The sequence below is a fragment of the Psychroserpens sp. genome, assembly GCF_045105015.1.
Lineage (GTDB): Bacteria > Bacteroidota > Bacteroidia > Flavobacteriales > Flavobacteriaceae > Psychroserpens.
The window spans coordinates 1-22,061 of the sequence record NZ_JBGCCX010000030.1; the positions used below are offsets into that span (position 1 = coordinate 1).

The 22,061-nt window shown below is 31.9% G+C and carries 19 protein-coding genes and 1 tRNA gene; 5 read left to right on the forward strand and 15 right to left on the reverse strand.

Features of this window, described 5'->3' with window-relative positions; all coding sequences use genetic code 11:
- Nucleotides 1-49 precede the first annotated feature (49 nt).
- From AB8B90_RS02250 to AB8B90_RS02265, 4 genes are read left to right on the forward strand one after another with little or no spacing between them, the layout of a single operon-like run.
- Nucleotides 50-1,024, forward strand: coding sequence for a lysylphosphatidylglycerol synthase domain-containing protein (locus AB8B90_RS02250; protein ID WP_405333220.1), 975 nt, complete (start codon nt 50-52; stop codon nt 1,022-1,024).
- Entirely contained in the window at nt 1,024-2,148 is a 1,125-nt protein-coding gene (locus AB8B90_RS02255; protein ID WP_405333222.1) for a glycosyltransferase, read from the forward strand. Before AB8B90_RS02250 ends, AB8B90_RS02255 begins: the two co-directional genes overlap by 1 nt.
- Before the next feature lie 52 nt (nt 2,149-2,200).
- The gene (locus tag AB8B90_RS02260; protein ID WP_405333224.1) at nt 2,201-3,073 is read left to right on the forward strand and encodes a hypothetical protein; all 873 of its coding nucleotides are present in this window, start codon (nt 2,201-2,203) and stop codon (nt 3,071-3,073) included.
- Nucleotides 3,073-3,810, forward strand: a complete 738-nt coding sequence (locus tag AB8B90_RS02265) for a Bax inhibitor-1/YccA family protein (RefSeq protein WP_405333226.1) — start codon at nt 3,073-3,075, stop codon at nt 3,808-3,810. Before AB8B90_RS02260 ends, AB8B90_RS02265 begins: the two co-directional genes overlap by 1 nt.
- On the opposite strand, the gene AB8B90_RS02270 is transcribed toward AB8B90_RS02265, so the two are convergent.
- From AB8B90_RS02270 to AB8B90_RS02285, 4 genes are all read right to left on the reverse strand, one after another.
- Nucleotides 3,797-4,273, reverse strand: coding sequence for a hypothetical protein (locus AB8B90_RS02270; protein WP_405333228.1), 477 nt, complete (start codon nt 4,271-4,273; stop codon nt 3,797-3,799). The two genes, AB8B90_RS02265 and AB8B90_RS02270, sit on opposite strands and share 14 nt — an antisense overlap.
- A gap of 141 nt (nt 4,274-4,414) precedes the next feature.
- Entirely contained in the window at nt 4,415-5,515 is a 1,101-nt protein-coding gene (locus AB8B90_RS02275; protein WP_405333254.1) for a tetratricopeptide repeat protein, read from the reverse strand.
- A 32-nt stretch (nt 5,516-5,547) separates the two neighbouring features.
- Entirely contained in the window at nt 5,548-7,821 is a 2,274-nt protein-coding gene (locus AB8B90_RS02280) for an energy transducer TonB (RefSeq protein WP_405333230.1), read from the reverse strand.
- A gap of 1 nt (nt 7,822) precedes the next feature.
- Entirely contained in the window at nt 7,823-8,185 is a 363-nt protein-coding gene (locus AB8B90_RS02285; RefSeq protein WP_405333232.1) for a BlaI/MecI/CopY family transcriptional regulator, read from the reverse strand.
- 121 nt (nt 8,186-8,306) lie between these two features.
- Between AB8B90_RS02285 and AB8B90_RS02290 the strand changes: the two genes are divergently transcribed.
- Nucleotides 8,307-8,804 (forward strand): DUF456 domain-containing protein, encoded by a 498-nt coding sequence (locus AB8B90_RS02290; RefSeq protein WP_405333234.1) that lies wholly within the window; start codon nt 8,307-8,309, stop codon nt 8,802-8,804.
- Between the two features lie 248 nt (nt 8,805-9,052).
- Here AB8B90_RS02290 and AB8B90_RS02295 read toward each other — a convergent pair whose 3' ends face one another.
- From AB8B90_RS02295 to AB8B90_RS02345, 11 genes are all read right to left on the reverse strand, one after another.
- Complete coding sequence (locus AB8B90_RS02295; protein WP_405333235.1) at nt 9,053-9,721, reverse strand: response regulator; 669 nt, start codon at nt 9,719-9,721, stop codon at nt 9,053-9,055.
- The gene (locus AB8B90_RS02300; protein ID WP_405333237.1) at nt 9,721-11,748 is read right to left on the reverse strand and encodes a tetratricopeptide repeat protein; all 2,028 of its coding nucleotides are present in this window, start codon (nt 11,746-11,748) and stop codon (nt 9,721-9,723) included. Before AB8B90_RS02300 ends, AB8B90_RS02295 begins: the two co-directional genes overlap by 1 nt.
- A gap of 141 nt (nt 11,749-11,889) precedes the next feature.
- On the reverse strand, nt 11,890-12,066 hold the full coding sequence (locus tag AB8B90_RS02305) for a hypothetical protein (RefSeq protein ID WP_405333239.1): 177 nt from the start codon (nt 12,064-12,066) through the stop codon (nt 11,890-11,892).
- Between the two features lie 348 nt (nt 12,067-12,414).
- Nucleotides 12,415-13,251 (reverse strand): hypothetical protein, encoded by an 837-nt coding sequence (locus AB8B90_RS02310; protein WP_405333241.1) that lies wholly within the window; start codon nt 13,249-13,251, stop codon nt 12,415-12,417.
- A 186-nt stretch (nt 13,252-13,437) separates the two neighbouring features.
- Nucleotides 13,438-13,511: transfer RNA gene (locus tag AB8B90_RS02315), tRNA-Asp, on the reverse strand.
- A gap of 77 nt (nt 13,512-13,588) precedes the next feature.
- Nucleotides 13,589-14,518, reverse strand: a complete 930-nt coding sequence (locus tag AB8B90_RS02320; protein ID WP_405333243.1) for a DUF58 domain-containing protein — start codon at nt 14,516-14,518, stop codon at nt 13,589-13,591.
- Nucleotides 14,518-15,060: a ClpP family protease gene (locus tag AB8B90_RS02325; protein WP_405333245.1), complete on the reverse strand. Its 543-nt coding sequence runs from the start codon at nt 15,058-15,060 to the stop codon at nt 14,518-14,520. Before AB8B90_RS02325 ends, AB8B90_RS02320 begins: the two co-directional genes overlap by 1 nt.
- An 87-nt stretch (nt 15,061-15,147) precedes the next feature.
- Nucleotides 15,148-15,465 (reverse strand): thioredoxin, encoded by a 318-nt coding sequence (trxA, locus tag AB8B90_RS02330; protein ID WP_204344155.1) that lies wholly within the window; start codon nt 15,463-15,465, stop codon nt 15,148-15,150.
- Between the two features lie 213 nt (nt 15,466-15,678).
- Nucleotides 15,679-15,852 carry a hypothetical protein gene (locus AB8B90_RS02335; protein ID WP_405333248.1) on the reverse strand — a complete coding sequence of 58 codons (174 nt, stop codon included), beginning with the start codon at nt 15,850-15,852 and terminating at the stop codon, nt 15,679-15,681.
- Nucleotides 15,853-15,906: 54 nt separating this feature from the next.
- Complete coding sequence (gene dnaE, locus AB8B90_RS02340) at nt 15,907-20,295, reverse strand: DNA polymerase III subunit alpha (protein ID WP_405333250.1); 4,389 nt, start codon at nt 20,293-20,295, stop codon at nt 15,907-15,909.
- 164 nt (nt 20,296-20,459) lie between these two features.
- Nucleotides 20,460-21,893: a DUF6252 family protein gene (locus tag AB8B90_RS02345; RefSeq protein ID WP_405333252.1), complete on the reverse strand. Its 1,434-nt coding sequence runs from the start codon at nt 21,891-21,893 to the stop codon at nt 20,460-20,462.
- Nucleotides 21,894-22,061 lie beyond the last annotated feature (168 nt).

Consider the following 22,061-nt stretch of genomic DNA (forward strand, 5'->3'; position numbering starts at 1 on the left):
AATTTTAAAAATCGGCATCATATCATTATAATGGTTTATTTTTACGACAATGTATTTTGGAAGTCTTCCTTACAAAACTAAACAATTCTTTCTTGTACTTATTAAATTAAGTATTGTAGTTGGTGCATTTTATTTTATTTACAAAAAGCTTGCTGAAAATGAAGATCTAGATTTTCATGTTTTTATTGAATTTTTAAGAGAAAATGATGTTTTTTCAATAAAAACGATACTTTTTTTACTCTTTTTAACAATTTTGAACTGGTTTTTAGAAATTTTAAAATGGAAGACTTTAGTCGCTACAATAGAAAAAATAAGCTTTAAAAATGCATTCGAACAAAGTTTAGGATCTTTAACAGCATCTTTATTCACGCCCAACCGAATTGGAGAATATGGCGCAAAAGCCATTTATTTTTCTTCAGGTAAACGCAAAAAAATAGTCCTTCTTAATTTCATGGGGAATGTTATGCAAATGACAACCACAGTTATATTTGGTTGTATTGGTTTATGGATTTTGAATTCAAAATATGACTTACAGATAAACTATTTTAAAACGTCTCGTTTTTTAGCAATTAGTATTGTATTAGTTATATTTACAGTATTCGGGCTAAAGCAAAACAAATTCAAAATTAAAGGATTTTCGATTGAACGATTGATTGGTTTCTTTAAATCCATTTCAACTAAAACTAAGATTCTAAGTATGGCATTCTCTATTTTGAGATATGCTGTGTTTTCATTTCAATTTTATTATTTACTTCATGTTTTTGGAGTGAATGTAAGTTATTACAATGCCATGATTGTAATTACATCTATGTATTTATTAGCTTCTATAATACCATCCGTTTTTATATTTGACGTTGTTATAAAAAGTAGTGTTGCTGTATATTTGTTTTCTATAGTAGGAGTCAATGATTTTACAACACTGAGTATTGTAACCTTAATGTGGCTTCTTAATTTTGTATTACCAAGTGTATTTGGAAGCTACTATGTACTGAATTTTAATTTACCGAAAGACAATCATAACTAATGCTAATTATTTCAATCGTCATCATTATTTTATATTTGCTTTTAATTGGAAGCTTTACGATTGGGTTTGATAAGGTAAAACCCATACTTCTGGAAGATATTCCTACTAAGACTAATTTTAGTATTGTAATTCCATTTAGAAATGAAGCAGAAAACCTTCCGGATTTATTAGATTCAATCTTAGGGCTGAACTATGGTAAATACAAATTTGAAATTCTATTCGTCAATGATCACTCTGAAGATAATTCAGAAAATCTTATCAGAAGTAAACTATCTAAAACTAAAATAGATTATTCCATACTCATCAATAATGGTCAATCAAGTTCTCCAAAAAAGAATGCAATTACAAAAGCCATATCAGAATCTAAATACGACTGGATTGTGACCACTGATGCAGACTGTAAGCTGCCTAAATACTGGTTAGACACATTTGATTGTTTGATTCAAAAGAATGACACCAAATTTATTGTTGCGCCAGTCACTTATCATAACATAATATCTTTTTTTAAACGATTTCAACTTCTTGATTTTTTAAGTTTACAAGGTGTAAGCATTGGCAGTTTTGGTATTAAAAAACCAATATTATGTAATGGAGCAAATCTTGCCTATAGCAAAACACTTTTTATAGAATTGAATGGTTTTGAAGGTAATACACATATTTCAAGTGGTGACGACATTTTTCTATTAGAAAAAACAATTAGCAAACATTCTGAATGCATTCATTATTTAAGAAGCGAGCATGCCATCGTGAAAACATTAGCACAACCTAATCTTAAAAGTCTATTATCCCAACGTATTCGTTGGGCTTCAAAAACATCAAGTTACAATAGTCTATTTGCAAAGCTCACAGGCATCATTACTTTTTTAATGAATGGATTTTTAGTTTGCGCTCCACTTCTGGTATTGGCTGGTTTTGTTTCACTAAAACTATTAATGTATGCTTTCATAATTAAGTTTTGTATTGACTTTCTTTTACTGTTTAAAACTGCTCGTTTTTTTAATCAAGAGACATCTTTAGCATCTTTCTTTTTTTCAAGTTTCATATATCCTTTCTTTTCAGTTTATGTGGTTTTTATTTCAGTATTTAGAGGATATAAATGGAAAGATCGCACCTATAACAAATAGTACTTTCTCATTTATTTTTGTTAGTTTTACATAACTACAACCCAATATCCTAATGAAAAAGATTATCTGTATTTTATGCTTAGTGCTTAGTGTCTCATTTATCCAAGCGCAAGAGAGTTACAACGTAAATGGAGAAACACTAGAATTAAAAACTGAAGTTGAAGGCAAACTGGATTTACTGTGGAATATAATTGATGGTAAATATCGTTATTTTGTTAGAACGGAAGACAATACTATTACTGAGCTTAAAAACACGAAAACAGATCGTAAATTTCAAGAGGAATACAAATCTTTACTCGAGGAATTGACTAATAATTACGCATCAACAAAACGCCTAAATCTTACATTATTTAGCTTAAAAGAGTTTGTAGACACTTATAATGCTTCTGTTGATACAGATTATGAAACCCAAGCCAAAAGAAATAAATTTCAGTTTAGATTAGGAGTTTTTGGTGGTATAACGAATAGTCCGTTTGTAACTAATCCAGACAATAATACAACTCCTTTATTTGGAGGAGAATTTGAAGTTTTAGATGCTAATCGTGTCTCAAGACATGCTGTTTTCATGCAAGCAAAACATGTTTTAGAATATGATGACATTAACTACACTACAACTGAATTATCCTTGGGCTATCGTTTTAGAATAATCAATGCTGAAAAGTTTAGTTTTTATGCAAACTGCAAGTTTGCAACACTCAATTTTGCCAGTTCTACAGTAACAAGAGAATTAGATGGAATGATTACAACAGAAGACATTAGTGAAACGGCTTTTGATGTTCCATTTATTCTAGGAATTGGAGCAGATATTAATATTACTAAAAACAGCTTTATCACATTAGCCTACAACGAATTATATGCTTTATTTTTAGATAGTCCTGATAATTTTTCTAAAAACTTCACCTTAGGTTATAAGTTTAATTTGTAATGCGTTTATCTAATTACAAAACCAATAACCCTGTGTTTTCTAACTTCTTTTGGGATGAGCATAATAGCTCAAAGAAAAAGATGACGGTTACTGGTATTCTTCTAAAATCAATTTTTTGTATTCTTATTATTGCTGCTATAACAGCTTACATATGGAAGCTCAACGAAGATGGAATGCCTGTTAAATGGTTTACACTTGGTGGTATGTTAGCCTCAATAATTATTAGTGTTGTTATTTCAGTACGACATCATTGGGCTCCATTTCTTGTGCCTCTATATACGGTTGCCAAAGGTTGTTTTCTTGGTGGCTTTTCTGCTTATGCACATATTCATTTCCCAGAAATGCCTTATCAGGCTATTGGTGTGACTATAGTAACCTTTTTTGTTATGCTACTATTATATCAAACTAGAATTATTATCGTTACAAAAAAACTGCGAAGTGTTATCATTACTTCTGTAGTGAGTATAATGGTTGTGTATGTAATCTCAATTGTCTTAAATTTCTTTGGAATCAAATCTTACATTTGGGGAACTTCATGGTTTGCTATAATCTTTAATTGTATTGCAGCTATTGTGGCTTCTTTTGCTTTACTTTTAGATTTTGATTTTATTGAACGTAACAAACATAAAGCTCCAAAATTCAAGGAATGGCTTGCTACTTGGGGACTTTTAGCAACACTTATTTGGCTGTACGTAGAAATATTAAGATTGATGCAAAAATTAGCTATTCGATTTTAATAATCACAGGAAAACTAAACTGAGTCGTTACTTGCTGACTTCTTTTAATTGCTGGAAATATTTTAGGTAGCGAGTCTAAGCTTGCACGAAGTAAACTGTCTAATTGAGGGATTTCTTGTTTTGTTAAAGCACTACTTTCAATAGTATGTATTGAAAAGTCACCTTCTTTATTTATAGTGATTTTTAGGCTTACAGTATCGTCAATTGCTTCAGAAACCACAATATGATATTGAGACAAATTGTTATTTAATATATCTCTTAAGGTCCTTTCAAAACACTCTTTTTTATTCTCCTTACCTGAAGTTGAATCGCAAGAAGCGAATGTTGGGTATTCATCAACATCATTCCAAGTGAACGTTTGTAATTCTTCTTCTAATAAATCTTCAGAATATACTTTTTTCTTGTTGAAGTAATCACAAGACATCATATTGATGAGCATTAAAAAAATAAATATGCGTTTCATGAGGTGATATCTATTTTTTTTAAATTGTCTCATGCTGTTCACTATTAATCATTCTTTTAAATGATAACATTTTTGACATGCTCGTCTCATGTTGGTTTAACTGAAAGCGAAAAGTACAATTTTTTTTGAGATTATAATGGCTTACTCCTTTTGCTTAAAAAACTTCTCGTTCTTTAATTCAGACAATCGTTGCTTTGCAAAGCTTAAAAAAGGAGACTTAGAGTACTGACTAATAAAATCTTCATAGGCTTTTATTTTTGAATCAATATCTGCGTAATAATGATCTTTGGTCGTTACAATAAAAAAAGCGGATGCTAAATTGTCTGGATCTTCTTTCAAAGCGGTTTTGAAGGCTTGAATTGCTTCTTTGTATCGCTCTTGTCTATTCAAGACCATACCTAATTTTTGATATTCATGATCTAAAGGAATATCTTTTAACTTTATCGCTTGCAAGATGTATTTCTCAGCATTTTTAAAGTCATTCAGCCGTTCGTAATAGGTGCCAATTACAAAAAGGGCATTGCCATCATATGGATTATATTTAAGCGCTAATTTTCGTTGTGATATTGCACTACTATATTCTGATAATTCTGCATGAACAAGACTTAATTTTTCATGAATAAATTCTGAAGATTCACCAAGGTCAATAAGCTTTTGAAACCATATTTTAGCATCTTTATAGTAGTCTTGGTAATAATAATTTTGTGCTTTTAGACTTATTAATTGCACATTATCGGCATAAGTCTCTAAACCAGTATCAATATATTGATGAGATAATTTATGCTTCCGTTTGATTAAAAAATGCTTCGCAATTTTGAATATTGCTTTTTGATGCGTTTTGTCTAAATCAAAAGCTGATCTAAATCGATTCATTGCTGTAGAATCATTCATTTTCTCTAAAACTAAACCCATTTCGTAGTGATAATTAGGGTTGCGATAGTCAATATTCATTAAGTCATCAAAAACTTCAATTGATGATTCAAATTGTTTTGTTTTGGATAAGAGTTTAGCATACTCATATTTTGACAACGCGTCTTTGGGATTTGCTTTATTATTCAATTTATAATACTGAAGCGCTTTTTCATAGTTACCAGTGGCAACATAAGATTTTGCAATCTTACTGTATATTTCATCTTGATTAGAATAAGACGTATACAATATAATAGCTTTGCTATAGTTTCCCTTCAGATATAGGCTGTCTGCAGTACTTAAAACCGAAGGCTGCGCTTCAACCTTTAACACGCTCAAAAAGAATAAAATAAATACTATTCGCATTAATTTTTCTTGTCTTCTTTTTTATCATTGGCAACTTTAAAACTTATTGGCAAACTGTAAGGCACTACTACGACTTTTCCTTTTTGTTTACCTGGAATAAATTGTGGCAATAGTTTAATAACGCGAATAGCTTCTTTTTCTAATTCAGGATGAGGAGCTCTAGCTTTAACATCAATTACATCACCATTTTTATCAATTTTAAACGCGACCCAAATCTTCTGCACACCAATCAAATTTAATGCTGTAGCTAACTTTAAATTAAAGTTTTTATTGACGAATGAAGCCACTTTATTGCTTGTACATGTTTTTCGTTCATTCTCATTATTTAAATCATTACATGACTTAAAAACTGGTGCTACTTCAACTATTGAATAAGGAATTTCAGATAAGGGCTTTTTCGTATCTTGAATTTCTACAACCTCTTGAACTGGTTTTGTATCACCTTTAACTTGAAATAAAATTGGTAAACTATAAGGAACTGTAACTGCCTTCCCTTTTTGTTTACCTGGCTTAAATTGAGGTAATAATTTAACCACACGGATGGCTTCTTCTTCTAATCCAGGATGCGGAGCTCTTGCTTTAACACCTGTTACATTACCATCAGTATCAATTTTAAAAATTACTGAAATACGTTGTTTTCCGACTAGTCCTATTTGCTTTGCTAAATCTGTATTAAAATTTTTACTGACATGTGATGCTATATTTTTACTCATACAAGCTTTTAGTTCTTCATTAGTAGTTAGATGTTGACACGATACCATAACTGGCACTTGATCTACAATTGCGAAAGGCACTTCTACTGTTTCTTCTACCTCTTCTATTACGATTTCTTCTGAAATTACTGTAGGACTTTTAGGATCTTGCAATAACATTTTTGAACTGCCGTCGATAGAAACTATTAATAACTTTTTAAAATAATCATCACGTTCAATCATATCTAATTTATGATTCATTTTCTGTTCTTCTTCGTCAGTCATATTACTAGCATCTTGGACTAACAATCTTAAAACACCATCTCTTGTATTATTTTCCCAAATTTCTTTAGCTTCATCGGTTTGTTTCCATTCTAAATATTCAGCATAAGTACGATTATAAATAGAATTCAACCTTTGGTGTCTAGTAATATCAGCCTCAGTTAAAGCACCACTCTTTGTTTCTTTTTTTTCTGAAACTCTGTTCATCAAATCGAAAAAAGCAGCGATTTTGTAGTATTCAACTCTATTCAAAACATACTTATCTCTAGCACTTTTAACAAAGCTTGAAATTTCTAAAAATGATCCTTCATTGTTGTTTAGTTCTTTTATTTGATTGTAAAATTTTGTCTTTAATTCTTCATCACTAAATTTTGAATCATCTAATTGAATAGTTTCTTCAATCACTTCATTTTTTTCTTGAGCATATGATGATGTGTATACCAACATTGTACATACCATAGGTAATAACAAGGCATACTTTAGGATATTAATTTGTTTAGATTTTGTTTTACTTAACATAATGATTCGTTTTTTGATTAATGACTGTTTAAAAAATGGATTGACAAATGAGAATTGTTGTGTTTCAAATACTTGAGCTAGTAAATTGTTATAATACTCGGTTTTATTTTGCCGCTTTACTGCTTTAGCATCTGCTATATATTCATGTAAGGTTGCGATTCGATTTTGATACATATACACTAATGGATTGAACCAAAATACGATTCGGAATACTTCAAAAAACAATAAATCTAAGGTGTGCTTTTGCTTCACATGAATCATTTCATGTTCCAAAATTGAAGAACGGTCTTTTGTACTTATATTTTCACCTAAAAACACATAATTAAAAAATGAAAATGCTGCAGTACTATCGATGAGTTTAATAATTAATAAGTTATCTCTCCAACGTTTTGGATGCTTCGATGCTAGTAAGAGCAACTTTGAAATTTTATAGACAAGAATTAAAGTCGCAATGCACATCCCACTAAACATAATAATATTCCATAACGGCAATGTTTCAGGCTGAATGGATATTCCTGCAAGATTTGCTATTTCTGGATGTATTGGATTTGTTTGGGTTACGTTCCCAATAATTACTTCTGGCAATCGGATGACATATGCTTCTGGTACGATTTCCTTTATGCTATCTATTTTTATAAAAGGAATTAGAACAGATAATATCCCAGTTCCCAAAAGGTATGCTCTATTCCAATTAAAGAAAGTTTCTTTACGAAGAAATACATCATAAATGATTAAAAACACGAGTTGGAATGCAACGACTTGTAATATATAATGTAACATATTAGGAGTTGTTTTTATTAATCTCTTTTAAAATCGATTCCATATCTTTAAGATCAACATCATTTTTCTTTACAAAAAAGGACACCATACTTTTAAAAGATCCTTGGAAATAATTATCTACTAACGTATTTATAGATTGATTACTATAATCTTGTTTTTTTACAATCGGAAAATATAGATGTCCTTTCCCTTGCTTTTCATAATCCACAAACCCTTTTGATTCTAAAATCCTAACTATTGTAGACACAGTGTTGTAAGCTGGTTTAGGATCTGATAATTGTGTAATAATCGATTTTACATTGGCTTTTTCAAGCTGCCAAAGGACTTGCATAATCTCCTCTTCTGCTTTGGTAAGTAGTTTCATAATGATAACCTTTAAATATTCAAATATAACTAAAAAATTAGTTCAAACTAAACTTTTAGTTTAAAAATGTAACAAAACAGTTAATTTTACGTCTAAACTTATAGAAATTCGATACAATTACATGGATATATTTTTAATTATACTTGCTGCCTTTTTTATGATTTTAGGAATCATTGGTAGTTTTTTACCTGTCTTACCTGGACCTTTAACTAGTTGGATAGGTTTGCTTATTTTTCATCTGACTGATGTTGTTCCGATGAACTGGACCTTTTTAATTATTACTTTAGTAATTGCCGTTGCCATCTGGATACTCGATTATATTATTCCAGCAATGGGAACAAAACGTTTTGGTGGTAGTAAGGCTGGTATGATTGGTACATCAATAGGTTTAATTATTGGCTTATTAGCACCAATTCCTGGTGGCATTATTATTGGACCCTTTGTTGGGGCTTTAGTAGGAGAACTCATTAATAAAAGTGAATTTGACAAAGCGATTAAAGCCGCTTTTGGTTCTTTTCTAGGATTCTTAGCGTCTACATTTATTAAGTTTGTTATTGCTATGGTTTTTTTAGGACTATTTATTGTCAAAATAATAGAATACCAAGATGTACTCTTTTAATCATAAACCTATAAAAAGATAAAACCTAACAACTAATGAGAATTGTTAGGTTTTGTTTTTTGCTATTAATTCAACAAATTACTTAGAGGGATTAATTAATTTTGTTGACATTCAAATATAAGTTTAGATAATTGCTTTTTGCTGTGGAAAAACCGTAAACTTGGTGTGGAAAAACCGTACTTTTCAAGTTTGACAGCACATTGAGGCTGTTGTTTTTAATAAGAAAACCGTAAATTAAATTGAGATTTTTACAAAAAGCCTTTTTTTCTAGCTTCAGAAATCAAAGATTCATCTTTTCCATCGGAAATTGAGAACAACAGTTTCAGTTGTTTTTTTCGTTTTTCAATAGCACTCATAGATAGATTAATGTGCTCAGGAAGGCTTCTTGTTTTCATTCCTTGAGCTAATAAATGTAGAATTTTTCGGTTTATTTCATCGACATAGATTTCATTAATAACCGATTTGTTTAAAAAATTTGTTACTGTGCTACTGTAATATGGTGGATGAACTAATATATGATGAAAAGCTTCAGCCAATTCACTAGATGTAAGATCACTTTTAATTAAAAACCCATCAGGATTTATTTCTTTTACAATACTATGAATGCGATACGATTCATTGAACATTGTCAAAATTATAATCTTTGCATTTGGCAAAATATTCTTAGCTATTTTAGCTAAATCCTCACCAGATGTAATCTTTCTATCAGAGGAAGGTGGCAAACTAATATCAAAAAAGCACACATCATAAGGACGTTCATCTGCTGCTTTTTCCATTAATAAATTTGCAGCATCACATGTATTGGCAGTATCAATAACTAACGTTTGGTTATCCTTTTTTGTAGCCATCAATGTATTTTGATATCCTTCAATTATAATAGGATGATCGTCTACCATTAAAATATGAATATGCTCCATTATGGGTTAGTTTTATAAGGTATTTCAATATTAATTGTAGTCCCTTTACTTATTTGTGATAATATATCTAAGGCACCTTCTAATTCTTTAACTCTCGCATTAATGTTTTTGATACCAATCCCTTTTTTACTTTTATTAACATCAAATCCATCACCATTGTCAGTGATTGATAATAAAATTACGTTATTTTTTAATTGAAAACTAATTTTTACTTCATCAGCATTGGCATGCTTATAAATGTTTTGAAGAGATTCTTGAATGATTCGATAAATATTAATTTTATTTTTATTGGAAACACTCTCCCAACTCACATCATCAGTATAATCAAATTGGTGTTTAAGTTGATACGCTTTCGTTTGCTTTTCAATTAATTCTGAAACTATATCCATAAATCCTGAACCTGAAACAAAATCGGTATTCAAATCATGAGAAATTTTACGAATATCGTCTTCTATAGTTTTTAATTCATTAATATAATTTGATCTGTTTTGAATGGCTTCTTTACCTTCGGAAAAATTTAAGCTATCCAAACTAAGGCGCGTTCCGAATAAGCGCCCTAAAATACCGTCATGCATCTCTTGTGATATCCGTTTCTTTTCATTTGCTCTAGCCTCATCAACTTTATCTTGTTGAGATAGCATAAGGTTGTAGATTTCCTCATTGGCTTTTTGCTGATCTTTTTCAAATTGAAGCTCCTTGTTTTTTGCACGTTGTGTAATGATAACATATAATAAAAATAAAGTCATCAAGAGTACAGCAGATACAATCATTAGCCACATTCGTTGTTGCGAAATGCGTTCATTTTCTTCTTCAATTTTGTCTGTCTCAAATTCAATTCTAGCAAATTTATTATGGACATTTCTTTCAATATCAAGTAAACTATCGTTTAGTTTGATATGTTCATTTAAATAACTTTTAGCTTGTTCTCCTTCACTTAGTTCAGAAAGAATGATTAAAGACTCTAAAACCAAATCATTAGAGGACAAATCTTTAGCGATTTTATAAGATTGATTTGCTAAAGATTTAGCTGACTCTTTTTTTCCTATATCTTGATGAAACCTAGAATAGTCTATGGCAACTCCTAGTTTAGTCAAAGGATCTTGCAAAGTATCACTTATGTAATATGCTTTTTTAAAAATATCTTCAACCTCTTGGACATTTAGATCGTCTTTCAAAGATTTTGAATAAGCTAAATTACCAAGCGTTAGTGCATAAAAAGATGGGTCATCAAAATCTAAGTTTTTTTCATTTATGACTTGATCATACAATTCAATTGACTTATCTATATCTCCAAGCATTCTATAAACAATAGCCTCATTGTTTATGGAATAAAGACTAAGATAATGACCGTTATTCATTTCTTTACTTATAGATAAGGCTTCTTTATGGTATTCAAGTGCCTTATTATAATTTTTTAATTTCAAGGAAATAACTCCTAGTAAATTATTAAGTGTCCATAATTGACCTAAAACATCATCAGTTTTAGGTAACAAGGAAAATAGTTTTATAGCTTCTATTGCATTTTCCTCACTTCCTATATAATCCTTTTCAGTCTCTTGTATATCTGCAATACCCAGCAAAATTGTAGCTTCTTGCTTCTTGTTTTTTTGTGATTTATAAAGTTTAATCGCTTTAGAATAATAATAATAGGCACTATCATTTTTTGCATTTAGATAATGGTACCATCCTATATTATGATAACTAGAAGCCATTGTTGTAGAGTCGCCTATCTTGATTGCGGCCAGAAGTGCATCCCTATTCATTTGAGAATATTCGGCATAATTCTCAGTTTCAAAATACAATAGTGCAAGATTTTTTTTACTTCTAATAAGCAACGAATCATTAGCCGATTTTTTTGAAAATTCAACTGCTAAGTCTGCATATTTAAATCGGTCTTTTATTGGTTTTGAGCTATCTTTCGATAATTTAAATAAATTAGATATGCTATCAGTAACTGAAGTTGAAGTATTCTTCTGAGCGTATACACTAGAAGTAATAATAAAGAAGAAAATTATATTGCGTATCAATTTCAAAAAACAAAAATCATCAATTCAAAGTTATAATAAAATATGAATTTTTTGCACTAATACTTAGTTAATCATTATCAATACAAAAAGCCTTTATCAAAATTGATAAAGGCTTTCGTTTATAAAATATACGATTAAATACTAATCGTTGTTAGGCTTCTGTTTTAATTTCTTGTTCATAGCAAGTAAATCATATTTAGTTTGATTTTGCTGGTAATTTTCTAATTCAGCAACATCTACAACTGTATCACTACTTTGTCCTGAAACAGTTAACATAACTACTGCTAATAATAAAAATGCGATTTTTAGGGTTTTCATTGGTTTTAATATTTAGGGTTAAAAAAATTCTCTTTTGTTGTTAATAAATAAAACAGCATTAAAAAATGCCAGTCGAGGGAAGAATGGATTATTAACTTAATTACAGACGAAATCGTCAAAAATTATAAAAACTTCTGAGGGAATTTTAAACACACTAGTGCATCTAAATAATAAAATGGATTAATAAAATTACCTTGATAAGTGATTTAGGGGCTTAAGAAGGACTGTAAACATAACACTATTTTATCTATGAACAAAAATAAATCGGATTAAATGTATTATTTTATCGATTAAATGCGTTTTTTTGATTAAAAAATGTTCATTACCTGTTAATAACTCTAAGCCTTTTTATCTAATATCTGGATTAAATGGTGCTGGATCTTGATTATCTGGCGTTCCGTCGAGATCTGAGTCTCTAACATCATCAGAAATTACCATTAACTGCCAATGTAAAGGCAAATAGGTTTGCATAACTAAATTATCAAACTCTGCAGTAGGTCCAGCTGCGGAAGTCACAGAAATAAAAGAATTTCCTAAGCTTGGCATAAAATGCTTTTGTACAATCACCTGCGCAGTAAAATTTCCATTTCCATAGCGAATCAATCGAGATGAAAAACTGGTTTCAAAACCAAACTCATTTGATATAAAATCTTCACCACAATCTATAACGCCTTGTTCTGAGATTGGAACTTGATGAAACGTCTTGAGCTGCCCTATTTCAAAATTAACAATGTCAGCAATTGATACCTGACCTACAAATGGTGATGATGGAATATATCGCCATACCACATTACTATTATTGTTAGCATCAACTCTAAATACATTGACACCAATCGTCCCAGTTTGTTGATCTGTAATCTCTTGAGCGATATACCCTTGAGGCATTGTAAATCCTAATGCAGGATACAATGAATGAATAAATTGATCGCCTGGATTTGCTATTGTTGGAATTTGAGTTAATGGTGTAGCTCTATTATGAGACCCATCCCAATATACAGCTCTGGCACCAGAAATTTGGGGGCAAATTCCAGAAATAAATTGTTGAATATTTTGTTCCTCATCATTGTTACCATCATCTTTGCTACAAGCAAAAATAATAGATAGCAGTGCAAGTATAAGTATGTATTTAAATGCCTTCATGGTAATAGAGTTTATAATGACATCGACATCTTTTAAAAAAGTCATCAAAACACCTTTAAAACAAAAAAGCATCCCGATTTTCAATTAAGAAAAAAGGAAAGCTTCTCATCAGTAAGAACTCAACAACAATGAGTTTCTTACAACTTCTCAGATTTCTCTGAGCACAACACAACTATTTTTGTTGCTTAAAAAAAGCTCCAATTTCTTAGAGCTTTAGTTTTGCAATTTTTGCGGTCTGGACGGGACTCGAACCCGCGACCTTCGCCGTGACAGGGCGACATTCTAACCAACTGAACTACCAGACCGTTGCATTATTGCGATGGCAAATATACATTCGATTTTTAATATCACAAATGTTTTGTTGAGATTTTTGAGAAAATTTTTAAATAAATTTTTGTCGCTCTACCATATACGTCGTCAAGATCTTGTCAAATGGCTGATTGATATCAGCTTCCACATACTTAATTTGATACTGACCACATTTTAATCTAATGCTTTTAAAGTAATCCTCCACTGCAGTTTCATAACCTTCTTTAATCGTATCAGGATATAAATTGATAAACTCATTGGTCTCTACATCAATAAATCGTTTTGGTGCATTATCAAAATCAAACTTGAGTTCCTTATCTTTATCTATCACATGAAATAAAACAACTTCGTGTTTGTTATGCTTTAAATGTCTGAGTGCTTCAAATAACTTAACTTCATCAGTAGATGTCTGAAACATATCTGTAAAAAAGAAAATTAAAGAACGTCTATGTATGTTTTCTGCTATTTGATGTAAGTATGTATAGGTCTCTGTCTTCTTGTTAAGAGGCTTTGAAATCACAGTATTACTCAATTGACTTAAGAGCATTTGATGGTGACGCTCACTTCCTTTCTCTGGCGCATAATAATCATAAGCATCACTGTAAATACTTAGACCGACAGCATCACGTTGCTTTTTTAAAATGTGCATCAAGGACGCAGATGCCAATGCAGAAAACCCTATTTTATTAAGATTAGTAATACTGAAATCTTTAATTTCAGGATAATGCATAGAACTACTATTATCTAAAATAAGATGACAACGTAAATTGGTTTCATCGTCATATCGCTTTGTATATAATTTATCCGTTTTAGCAAATAATTTCCAATCGATATGACGTGTACTCTCACCTTGGTTATAAATCTTGTGCTCTGCAAATTCGGCAGAAAACCCATGAAACGGACTCTTATGCATTCCAGCAATAAACCCTTCAACAACTTGCTTTGCAAGTAGCTCTAGATTTTTAAATCCTCCCGCTTTATTGAGTTCTGCTTGTAAATTCATTAGATAACACCATCTACAATTCCGTAAGCAACAGATTCCTCTGCTCCCATCCAATGATCACGATTAAAATCTTTCATCACCTTATCGTAATCTTGTCCACAGTTATCAGCTAATATTTTAGCACTCAATTCTTTAGTTTTTATAATTTCTTGGGCTGTAATTTCAATATCACTAGCCTGACCACGAGCACCACCACTTGGCTGATGAATCATTACTCGAGCATGTGGTTGAATAAAACGTTTTCCTTTAGTTCCCACAGATAATAAAATAGATCCCATTGATGCTGCTAATCCAGTACAAATTGTAGACACATCACTATTTAAAGATTTAATACAATCGTACATAGCAAAGCCAGAAGTCACATAACCACCAGGACTATTAATGTACAAGTGAATATCCTTAGTTTCTAGAGCATCTAAATACAATAATCGATCTATCACATGCTTTGCCGATTTATCATCAACCATTCCCCAAAGAAATACTTTTCGGTCTTCTAATAACTTGCTATCTATTTTATCTTGTGTTTTTGCTTGCTTACTCATATGTATTTGTCTTAGACTTAATATTAGCTAAAAATAAAAAAAGGTTTACCATAATGGCAAACCTTTTATCATTTCTTTTAGATTTATCTATAATAAAGAATCGATAGCGTCTGTGTATGCATTTTTAGGTGCTACTCCAACTTGACGTCCTACAACTTCTCCATTTTGGAAAACCAAAACTGTTGGAATATTACGTACACCATACTTAGCAGCAAATTCTTGGTTTGCATCAACATCAACTTTACCAACAACAGCTTTCCCATCGTATTCTGTACTTATCTCGTCAATGATTGGCCCAACCATTCTACATGGCCCACACCAAGCAGCCCAAAAATCTACCATTACTGGTTTATCACTCTTTAATACTGTTTCTTCAAACGTTGCATCTGTTATTTCTAATGCCATAATTATATGTTATAAATGTGTTTAACTTCGTTTTAATACACAAAATTAGTCAAAAATTTTGCCAAACCTTACACAGACTGCATTTGTTTTGATTATGAAGTTATTGAGTGCTTATATACTCTTATTTTGGGCGCATAAACCAGGCTTTCACTACTCGCTCTCTTCAAGGAGCTCAAACAAGCCGTTCAATCCTTTGCGCAAAGACATCTGAATCTAATTCTTAATTTCTGTGCTGTTTTTTAATTGAAAGTAGCCATAAATAAGACTAGAGCCACATACAATTGTTATAAGTTGATCAGTTAAAGCATCGCCATTAATTAATCCAAATAAAGCAGTAATTAGACCTAATATTCCAATAACTAATAAAATGTACCTTGTGGTTTTCATATCTACACTAGTTTTGATTTATAGATATGTAGAATTTTAGATAGAAATGTTACATTAATTCAATTTGTAAAACACACCATCATTATCTAACTCCTGTAATAACTCCTGAGAAATTTTTACTTTTTGTTTGCGACTAGGTAAGTTTAATTTGATTTCTTCATCATTGTCATAGATCACAAAATTTAAGGCATTGTTTCCATCATGAAGTCTAAACAATTCTTGAAGTTTTCCGATATTAGCTTCCTTGAGGTCATTAATGTTAAGTTGAACAGATAATTTTTTAGCATAAGTATCCATAACATCATGTAGCAACTGAAAGCTATTAAACTGCAATCTAGGATCACTCTTTTTGCCTGTATCTCGATTCACCCATCCTTCTCGAACAAAACACTTCACATAAACAAAACTATTCTTCACCAAAAAATGACGATACTTTAGATATTCCTCTCCAAATATTCTAAACTCATAACTATCAGTATAATCTTCAACTGTAAATAATGCCCAACCCTTACCTTGTTTGCTTACACGATGTTGCACATCTGTCACAACACCACCGAAAGTAATATCTCTATTAACATAGTTTTCAAGTTGAGTGAAAAATGCTAAAGTTCCATTGCAGAACGTTTTCATTTCCACTTTAAAGTCATCTAGTGGATGACCAGAAATATAGACACCAACCACTTCTTTTTCTTGGGCCAGTTTTTCCATAGTTCCCCATTCTTCACAAGGCGGCACAACAGGTTCTGCAATTTGAACTTCACTAGTTGCACCAAATAAACTCACTTGAGCCGAATTTTCATTCTCTTGGTGTTTTGCACCATACTTAATCGCTTTTTCTAAAAATGTAATTCCGTCGCCTTCATCATGAAAATATTGAGCACGATGAGCCTCTCCAAATCCGTCAAATCCTCCTGCTAATGCTAAATTCTCAAAAGCTTTTTTATTGGCTGCACGCAAATCAATGCGTTTGGCCAAATCAAAAATAGATTTATAATGTCCTTCTTCTTTTCGATTCGAAACTATCGTTTTTACAGCACCATGACCAACACCTTTAATAGCTCCCATACCAAAACGAACCGCTCCGTCTTGATTAACTGAGAACTTATAATATGATTCATTTACATCTGGACCTAAAACATCTAATCGCATGCGTTTACATTCTTCCATAAAGAACGTGACTTGCTTAATATCATTCATATTATTAGATAATACAGCTGCCATATATTCTGCAGGATAATGCGCTTTTAAATAGGCCGTTTGATAAGCTATCCATGCATAACAAGTTGAGTGTGATTTGTTAAATGCGTAACTAGCAAAAGCTTCCCAATCTTTCCAAACTTTCTCTAAAACTTTACCGTCATGACCTTTAGCTTCTGCTTGAGCGATAAACTTTGGTTTCATTTTATCTAGAACCGCAATTTGCTTCTTACCCATTGCCTTTCTCAAGACATCAGCTTCACCTTTAGTAAAGTCTGCAAGCTTTTGAGACAATAACATCACTTGCTCTTGATATACAGTAATTCCGTAAGTTTCTTTTAAGTATTCCTCCATTGCTGGAAGGTCATACTCAATATCTTCATCACCATGTTTACGTCTTGTAAAACTCGGAATATACTCCATGGGACCAGGACGATAGAGTGCATTCATTGCAATTAAATCCTCAAATACTGTAGGTTTTAATTCTCTGAGATGCTTTTGCATTCCTGGAGATTCATACTGAAATACACCAACAGTTTCACCTTTTTGGTATATCTCATATGTTTTTTCATCATCTAAAGGAAAACTCTCTGGATCTAATAAAATATCATGTTTTGCTTTTACAATTTTAACAGTATCCTTGATTAGGGTTAAGGTTTTTAATCCTAGAAAATCCATCTTTAAAAGACCTGCATCTTCAACAACAGAATTGTCAAACTGGGTCACATACAAATCGGAATCCTTTGCTGTGGAAACTGGAACAAATTTGGTAATATCATCAGGTGTTATAATTACACCACATGCATGAATTCCTGTATTTCTAACTGAACCTTCAAGTGTTCTTGCTAAATTAATTGTTTCAGATTCTAAATCATTTCCATCAGCAATATTTAGTAATTGGTTGACTTTTTCTAAGTCTTCAGCTCTAAATTTCTTACTGAGTTCTTTTTCATCTAAACCAAAAATCTTATTTAGCTTAGACATTGTAGGAATCAACTTTGCAATTCGATCGGCATCAAAAAGTGGTAAATCTAGTACTCTTGCAGTATCACGAATAGAGGACTTTGCAGCCATTGTTCCATAGGTAATAATTTGTGCTACTTGATTCGCTCCGTATTTTTCAATAACGTAGTCCATAACTCGGCTACGACCTTCATCATCAAAATCAATATCGATATCTGGCATACTAATACGATCCGGATTTAAGAAACGCTCAAAAAGTAAATCGTACTTTAAAGGGTCTATATTGGTAATCCACAAGCAATAGGCTACTACAGATCCTGCTGCCGAACCTCGACCTGGTCCAACAGAAACATCCATATTGCGCGCTTCTCGAATAAAATCTTCAACAATCAAAAAGTAGCCAGGATAACCTGTGTTTTCAATAACGCTAAGTTCAAAATCTAAACGCTCTACAATATCTTCAGTAAGTTCATCACCATAACGTTTTTTTGCACCTTCATAGGTGAGATGCTTTAAATAAGCATTTTCACCTCTTTTTCCTCCATCTGCTGTATCAGCAGTATCTTTAAACTCTTCAGGAATATCAAAAGCAGGTAATAAGACATCTCTCGCTAACTGGAATGCTTCAACCTTATCAACAACCTCTTGAATATTAGTTATAGCGTCAGGAACATCTCTAAATAAAGCTTTCATTTCTTCGGAAGACTTGAAGTAATACTCTTGGTTAGGCAAGCCATATCGATAACCACGACCTCGACCAATTGGTGTGGCCTGTTTTTCGCCATCTTTTACACACAATAAAATATCGTGAGCATTTGCATCCTCTTGTTTACAATAATAAGTATTGTTAGTCGCAACTAATTTAACATCATGTTTTTTTGCTAGTTTGATCAACACTGGATTCACACGATTTTCGTCTTCCTGATTATGTCGCATGAGCTCCACATACAAATCATCACCAAAAATTTGTTTCCACCAAATTAATGCTTCTTCTGCTTGATTTTCACCAACATTTAAAACCTTACTTGGCACTTCACCATAAAGGTTCCCTGTGAGACAAATAAGATCTTCTCGATATTGCTGAATTAGTTTTTTATCAATACGTGGTAAATAGTAAAATCCATCAACAAATGCATGTGACGACAACTTAGCTAGATTGTGATAACCATTTTTATTTTTTGCAATCAGAACAATTTGATAACCATTATCTTTTCTTGATTTATCTGTATGGTCTTCGCAAACAAAAAACTCACAACCAATAATGGGTTTTATGATGCTTCCCTTTTTTTCTTCTCCAGTTTCTTCTGCAATTTCATGTTGTGTTTTAACAGACTTATTATAGTTATTAACCGCTTTCACAAAATGAAAAGCTCCCATCATATTGGCGTGATCGGTTAATGCAACTGCTGGCATCTTTTGTTCTGCAGCAACGTTCACTAAATCAGAAATACTAATGGTCGATTGCAATACCGAAAACTGGGAGTGGTTATGAAGATGAATAAAATCAACATTAGCTAGGCCTGAAATATTTTGTTTTATTTCTGCTTCAGAAATATCGTCAGACTGCGCTTTTTGAATTCGCTCGTTTATTTTAGCACTCTCTTTTTTTAGGTTGACGTGTTTTAAACCAATGAGTTGAATCGTTTGCGGATTGTTCGCATTAAAATTCTGAAAATAATCCGGCTGAACATCAAGTTGTTCCTTAGTGTATTCACCTAATCTTAACAATTCAAAAAAGCAACGTGTTGTTGCTTCAACATCTGCTGTTGCATTATGGGCTTCAGCAAATGGTTTATTAAATAAAAACTGATGTAACTCAGTTAACGTTGGTAATTTAAACCTACCGCCTCGACCTCCAGGAATTTTACACAATTGAGCTGTATGCTCTGTACAAGTATCTAGAACTGGAAGTTCTTGAAGTTGATTTACCAGGCCTTCTCTAACAAATTCAGCTCCCATAATATTGAGGTCGAACTTTACATTTTGACCAACAACAAACTTAGTTTTAGAAAGTGCATCTTTAAATTTTTCAAGAACTTCTTGAAGAGGCACACCTTGCTCTTGAGCTAATTCGGTAGAAATGCCATGAATTTTTTCAGCATCATATGGAATATTGAATCCGTCAGGTTGTACTAGATAATCTTGATGATCAATACAGTTCCCCATTTCGTCATGTAACTGCCATGCTATTTGAATACATCTTGGCCAGTTATCAACATCTGTAATGGGTGCATCCCAACGTTTTGGCAAACCAGTTGTTTCAGTATCGAAGATTAAATACATATAATTTTATTGAGTTTAAAAACCTAAATATCTTCCGAAGAAAACTTGAAAAGTAAGTCCATAAAATTACGAAGAAACTCCTCTTTTTTAAAAGGAAGTTATGAACAGTTTTAAACAAAAAAGTCAGCTTTAAAAGCTGACTTTTCATAATTAATATTATTAATTTACACGTTATCTAAGTAGTCTGGAGTGCCATCCATATCTGTATCAGCAGCATCTGATGGATCACCATCCATGTTTGGATCTGCATTTTCATTGGCAGTTAATTGCCCATCTCCATCATCATCATCATCTAAATAATCTTCAATACCATCACCATCTGTGTCACCAGTTTCAAATTGAGTTAATATTCCGTCGCCATCATCATCATTGTCTAAATAATCAGGAATACCATCACCATCAGTATCTCCAGTTTCATTTTGTGTCAATATTCCATCGCCATCATCATCGTTATCTAAGTAATCCACATTTCCATCACCATCAGTATCTAATGGGTTCCCTTCAGCATCTTTAGCTTCATTAATTGTTAAAATTCCATCTCCATCGTCATCATCATCTAAATAATTAAAAATCCCATCTCCATCCGAATCATCACCTGGATCATCTAGGTTTCCATCTATATCTCCATCAAAGTTTTCAAAAATATTAGGAATGCCATCGTTATCGTCATCAGCACAGTCTAAATCATCTAGTATTGATTGAATATTACCACTAGGATCTCCGCAAAAATCTCTGTGTTCTTGCAAATACAACTGGTAGTCAGCACAAGCTAAAAAGTAATTCCCAATAGTTGCGTTTTCATAGGCGTCTTCTGCAGTAATTCTATTATTTACAGCAATTTGACAAGGAAATGCACAGGCATTTAAGTTGTCAATTCTATTTTGTAATGCTCCACCGATATCACCACAATATGTTCTTTGGGTCTCTAAAGATAATGCAAGTGCTTCACAGGCCGCAATGTAGTCTGCACTATTCACGTATGTTAGATCAGGTGCTGTTGTAGCATTGAAAGCAGCTTGTAATAAATCTGTTTGTTCTTCAGCATCATCACAAGTAAAAACTACAGTTGGAAAAGTACCAGAAGTTAATGGTACTCGATAAAAGATCCCTCCGCCTATTGGGTCTTCTCCAGTATTATTTACATCATCTGGGTCTTGTTGTTCTGTAATTCCTCCAAAATTAACAACATTTCCATCAGTATCATATGCATTAAACTCAAATCTACCCGTAAACGTATTATTAATAATTTCATCAAGTTTTATATAACCATATTCAGTGTAAGGATTACCAACAGGTGGATCATTATTAGTAGAAAACTCTCTACCCTCAGCATCAACAAAACGCGCTTCCATTGAATCAACATCACCTAAATTATATTTTCCAATCGCAGTTGTAGGTATTTTAAGAGTTAATGTTTCAACATTGTTTCCTCCTATAATGGTTAAATATCCATTAATATCTATTTCTGCATTAAAATATTCTGCTTTCCAAAGCACATAATCTTTGGTTCCTTGAATTGATGGTGAGTTAAACTCAACTTCATCACCACAACTTGCAAAGGTTAGAACGGTTATAAAAAGTATAGCTAGTCTTTTCATTGATTTTAATTTTTCTTCCTCTAAATAAAAAATGAGGCACATTTTTAGGTAAATATAACGTTTTAGAACTTCCAAAAGTATAATAAAATTTCAATATTACTTAATTTGAAATAAAATGTTCAAAATTAAATAATTGTATTATCTTTGCGCTCTCATTAATAATAGAGG

Coding starts and splice junctions, on each gene's coding strand:
- AB8B90_RS02285 (WP_405333232.1), bottom strand. CDS start 8,185: ATGAAACTACTTACCAAAGCAGAAGAGGAGATTATGCAAGTCCTTTGG.
- AB8B90_RS02260 (WP_405333224.1), top strand. CDS start 2,201: ATGAAAAAGATTATCTGTATTTTATGCTTAGTGCTTAGTGTCTCATTT.
- AB8B90_RS02295 (WP_405333235.1), bottom strand. CDS start 9,721: ATGGAGCATATTCATATTTTAATGGTAGACGATCATCCTATTATAATT.
- trxA (WP_204344155.1), bottom strand. CDS start 15,465: ATGGCATTAGAAATAACAGATGCAACGTTTGAAGAAACAGTATTAAAG.
- AB8B90_RS02265 (WP_405333226.1), top strand. CDS start 3,073: ATGCGTTTATCTAATTACAAAACCAATAACCCTGTGTTTTCTAACTTC.
- AB8B90_RS02250 (WP_405333220.1), top strand. CDS start 50: ATGTATTTTGGAAGTCTTCCTTACAAAACTAAACAATTCTTTCTTGTA.
- AB8B90_RS02255 (WP_405333222.1), top strand. CDS start 1,024: ATGCTAATTATTTCAATCGTCATCATTATTTTATATTTGCTTTTAATT.
- AB8B90_RS02325 (WP_405333245.1), bottom strand. CDS start 15,060: ATGAGTAAGCAAGCAAAAACACAAGATAAAATAGATAGCAAGTTATTA.
- AB8B90_RS02305 (WP_405333239.1), bottom strand. CDS start 12,066: ATGAAAACCCTAAAAATCGCATTTTTATTATTAGCAGTAGTTATGTTA.
- AB8B90_RS02280 (WP_405333230.1), bottom strand. CDS start 7,821: ATGTTACATTATATATTACAAGTCGTTGCATTCCAACTCGTGTTTTTA.
- AB8B90_RS02335 (WP_405333248.1), bottom strand. CDS start 15,852: ATGAAAACCACAAGGTACATTTTATTAGTTATTGGAATATTAGGTCTA.
- AB8B90_RS02310 (WP_405333241.1), bottom strand. CDS start 13,251: ATGACTTTTTTAAAAGATGTCGATGTCATTATAAACTCTATTACCATG.
- AB8B90_RS02320 (WP_405333243.1), bottom strand. CDS start 14,518: ATGAATTTACAAGCAGAACTCAATAAAGCGGGAGGATTTAAAAATCTA.
- AB8B90_RS02290 (WP_405333234.1), top strand. CDS start 8,307: ATGGATATATTTTTAATTATACTTGCTGCCTTTTTTATGATTTTAGGA.
- AB8B90_RS02270 (WP_405333228.1), bottom strand. CDS start 4,273: ATGAAACGCATATTTATTTTTTTAATGCTCATCAATATGATGTCTTGT.
- AB8B90_RS02345 (WP_405333252.1), bottom strand. CDS start 21,893: ATGAAAAGACTAGCTATACTTTTTATAACCGTTCTAACCTTTGCAAGT.
- dnaE (WP_405333250.1), bottom strand. CDS start 20,295: ATGTATTTAATCTTCGATACTGAAACAACTGGTTTGCCAAAACGTTGG.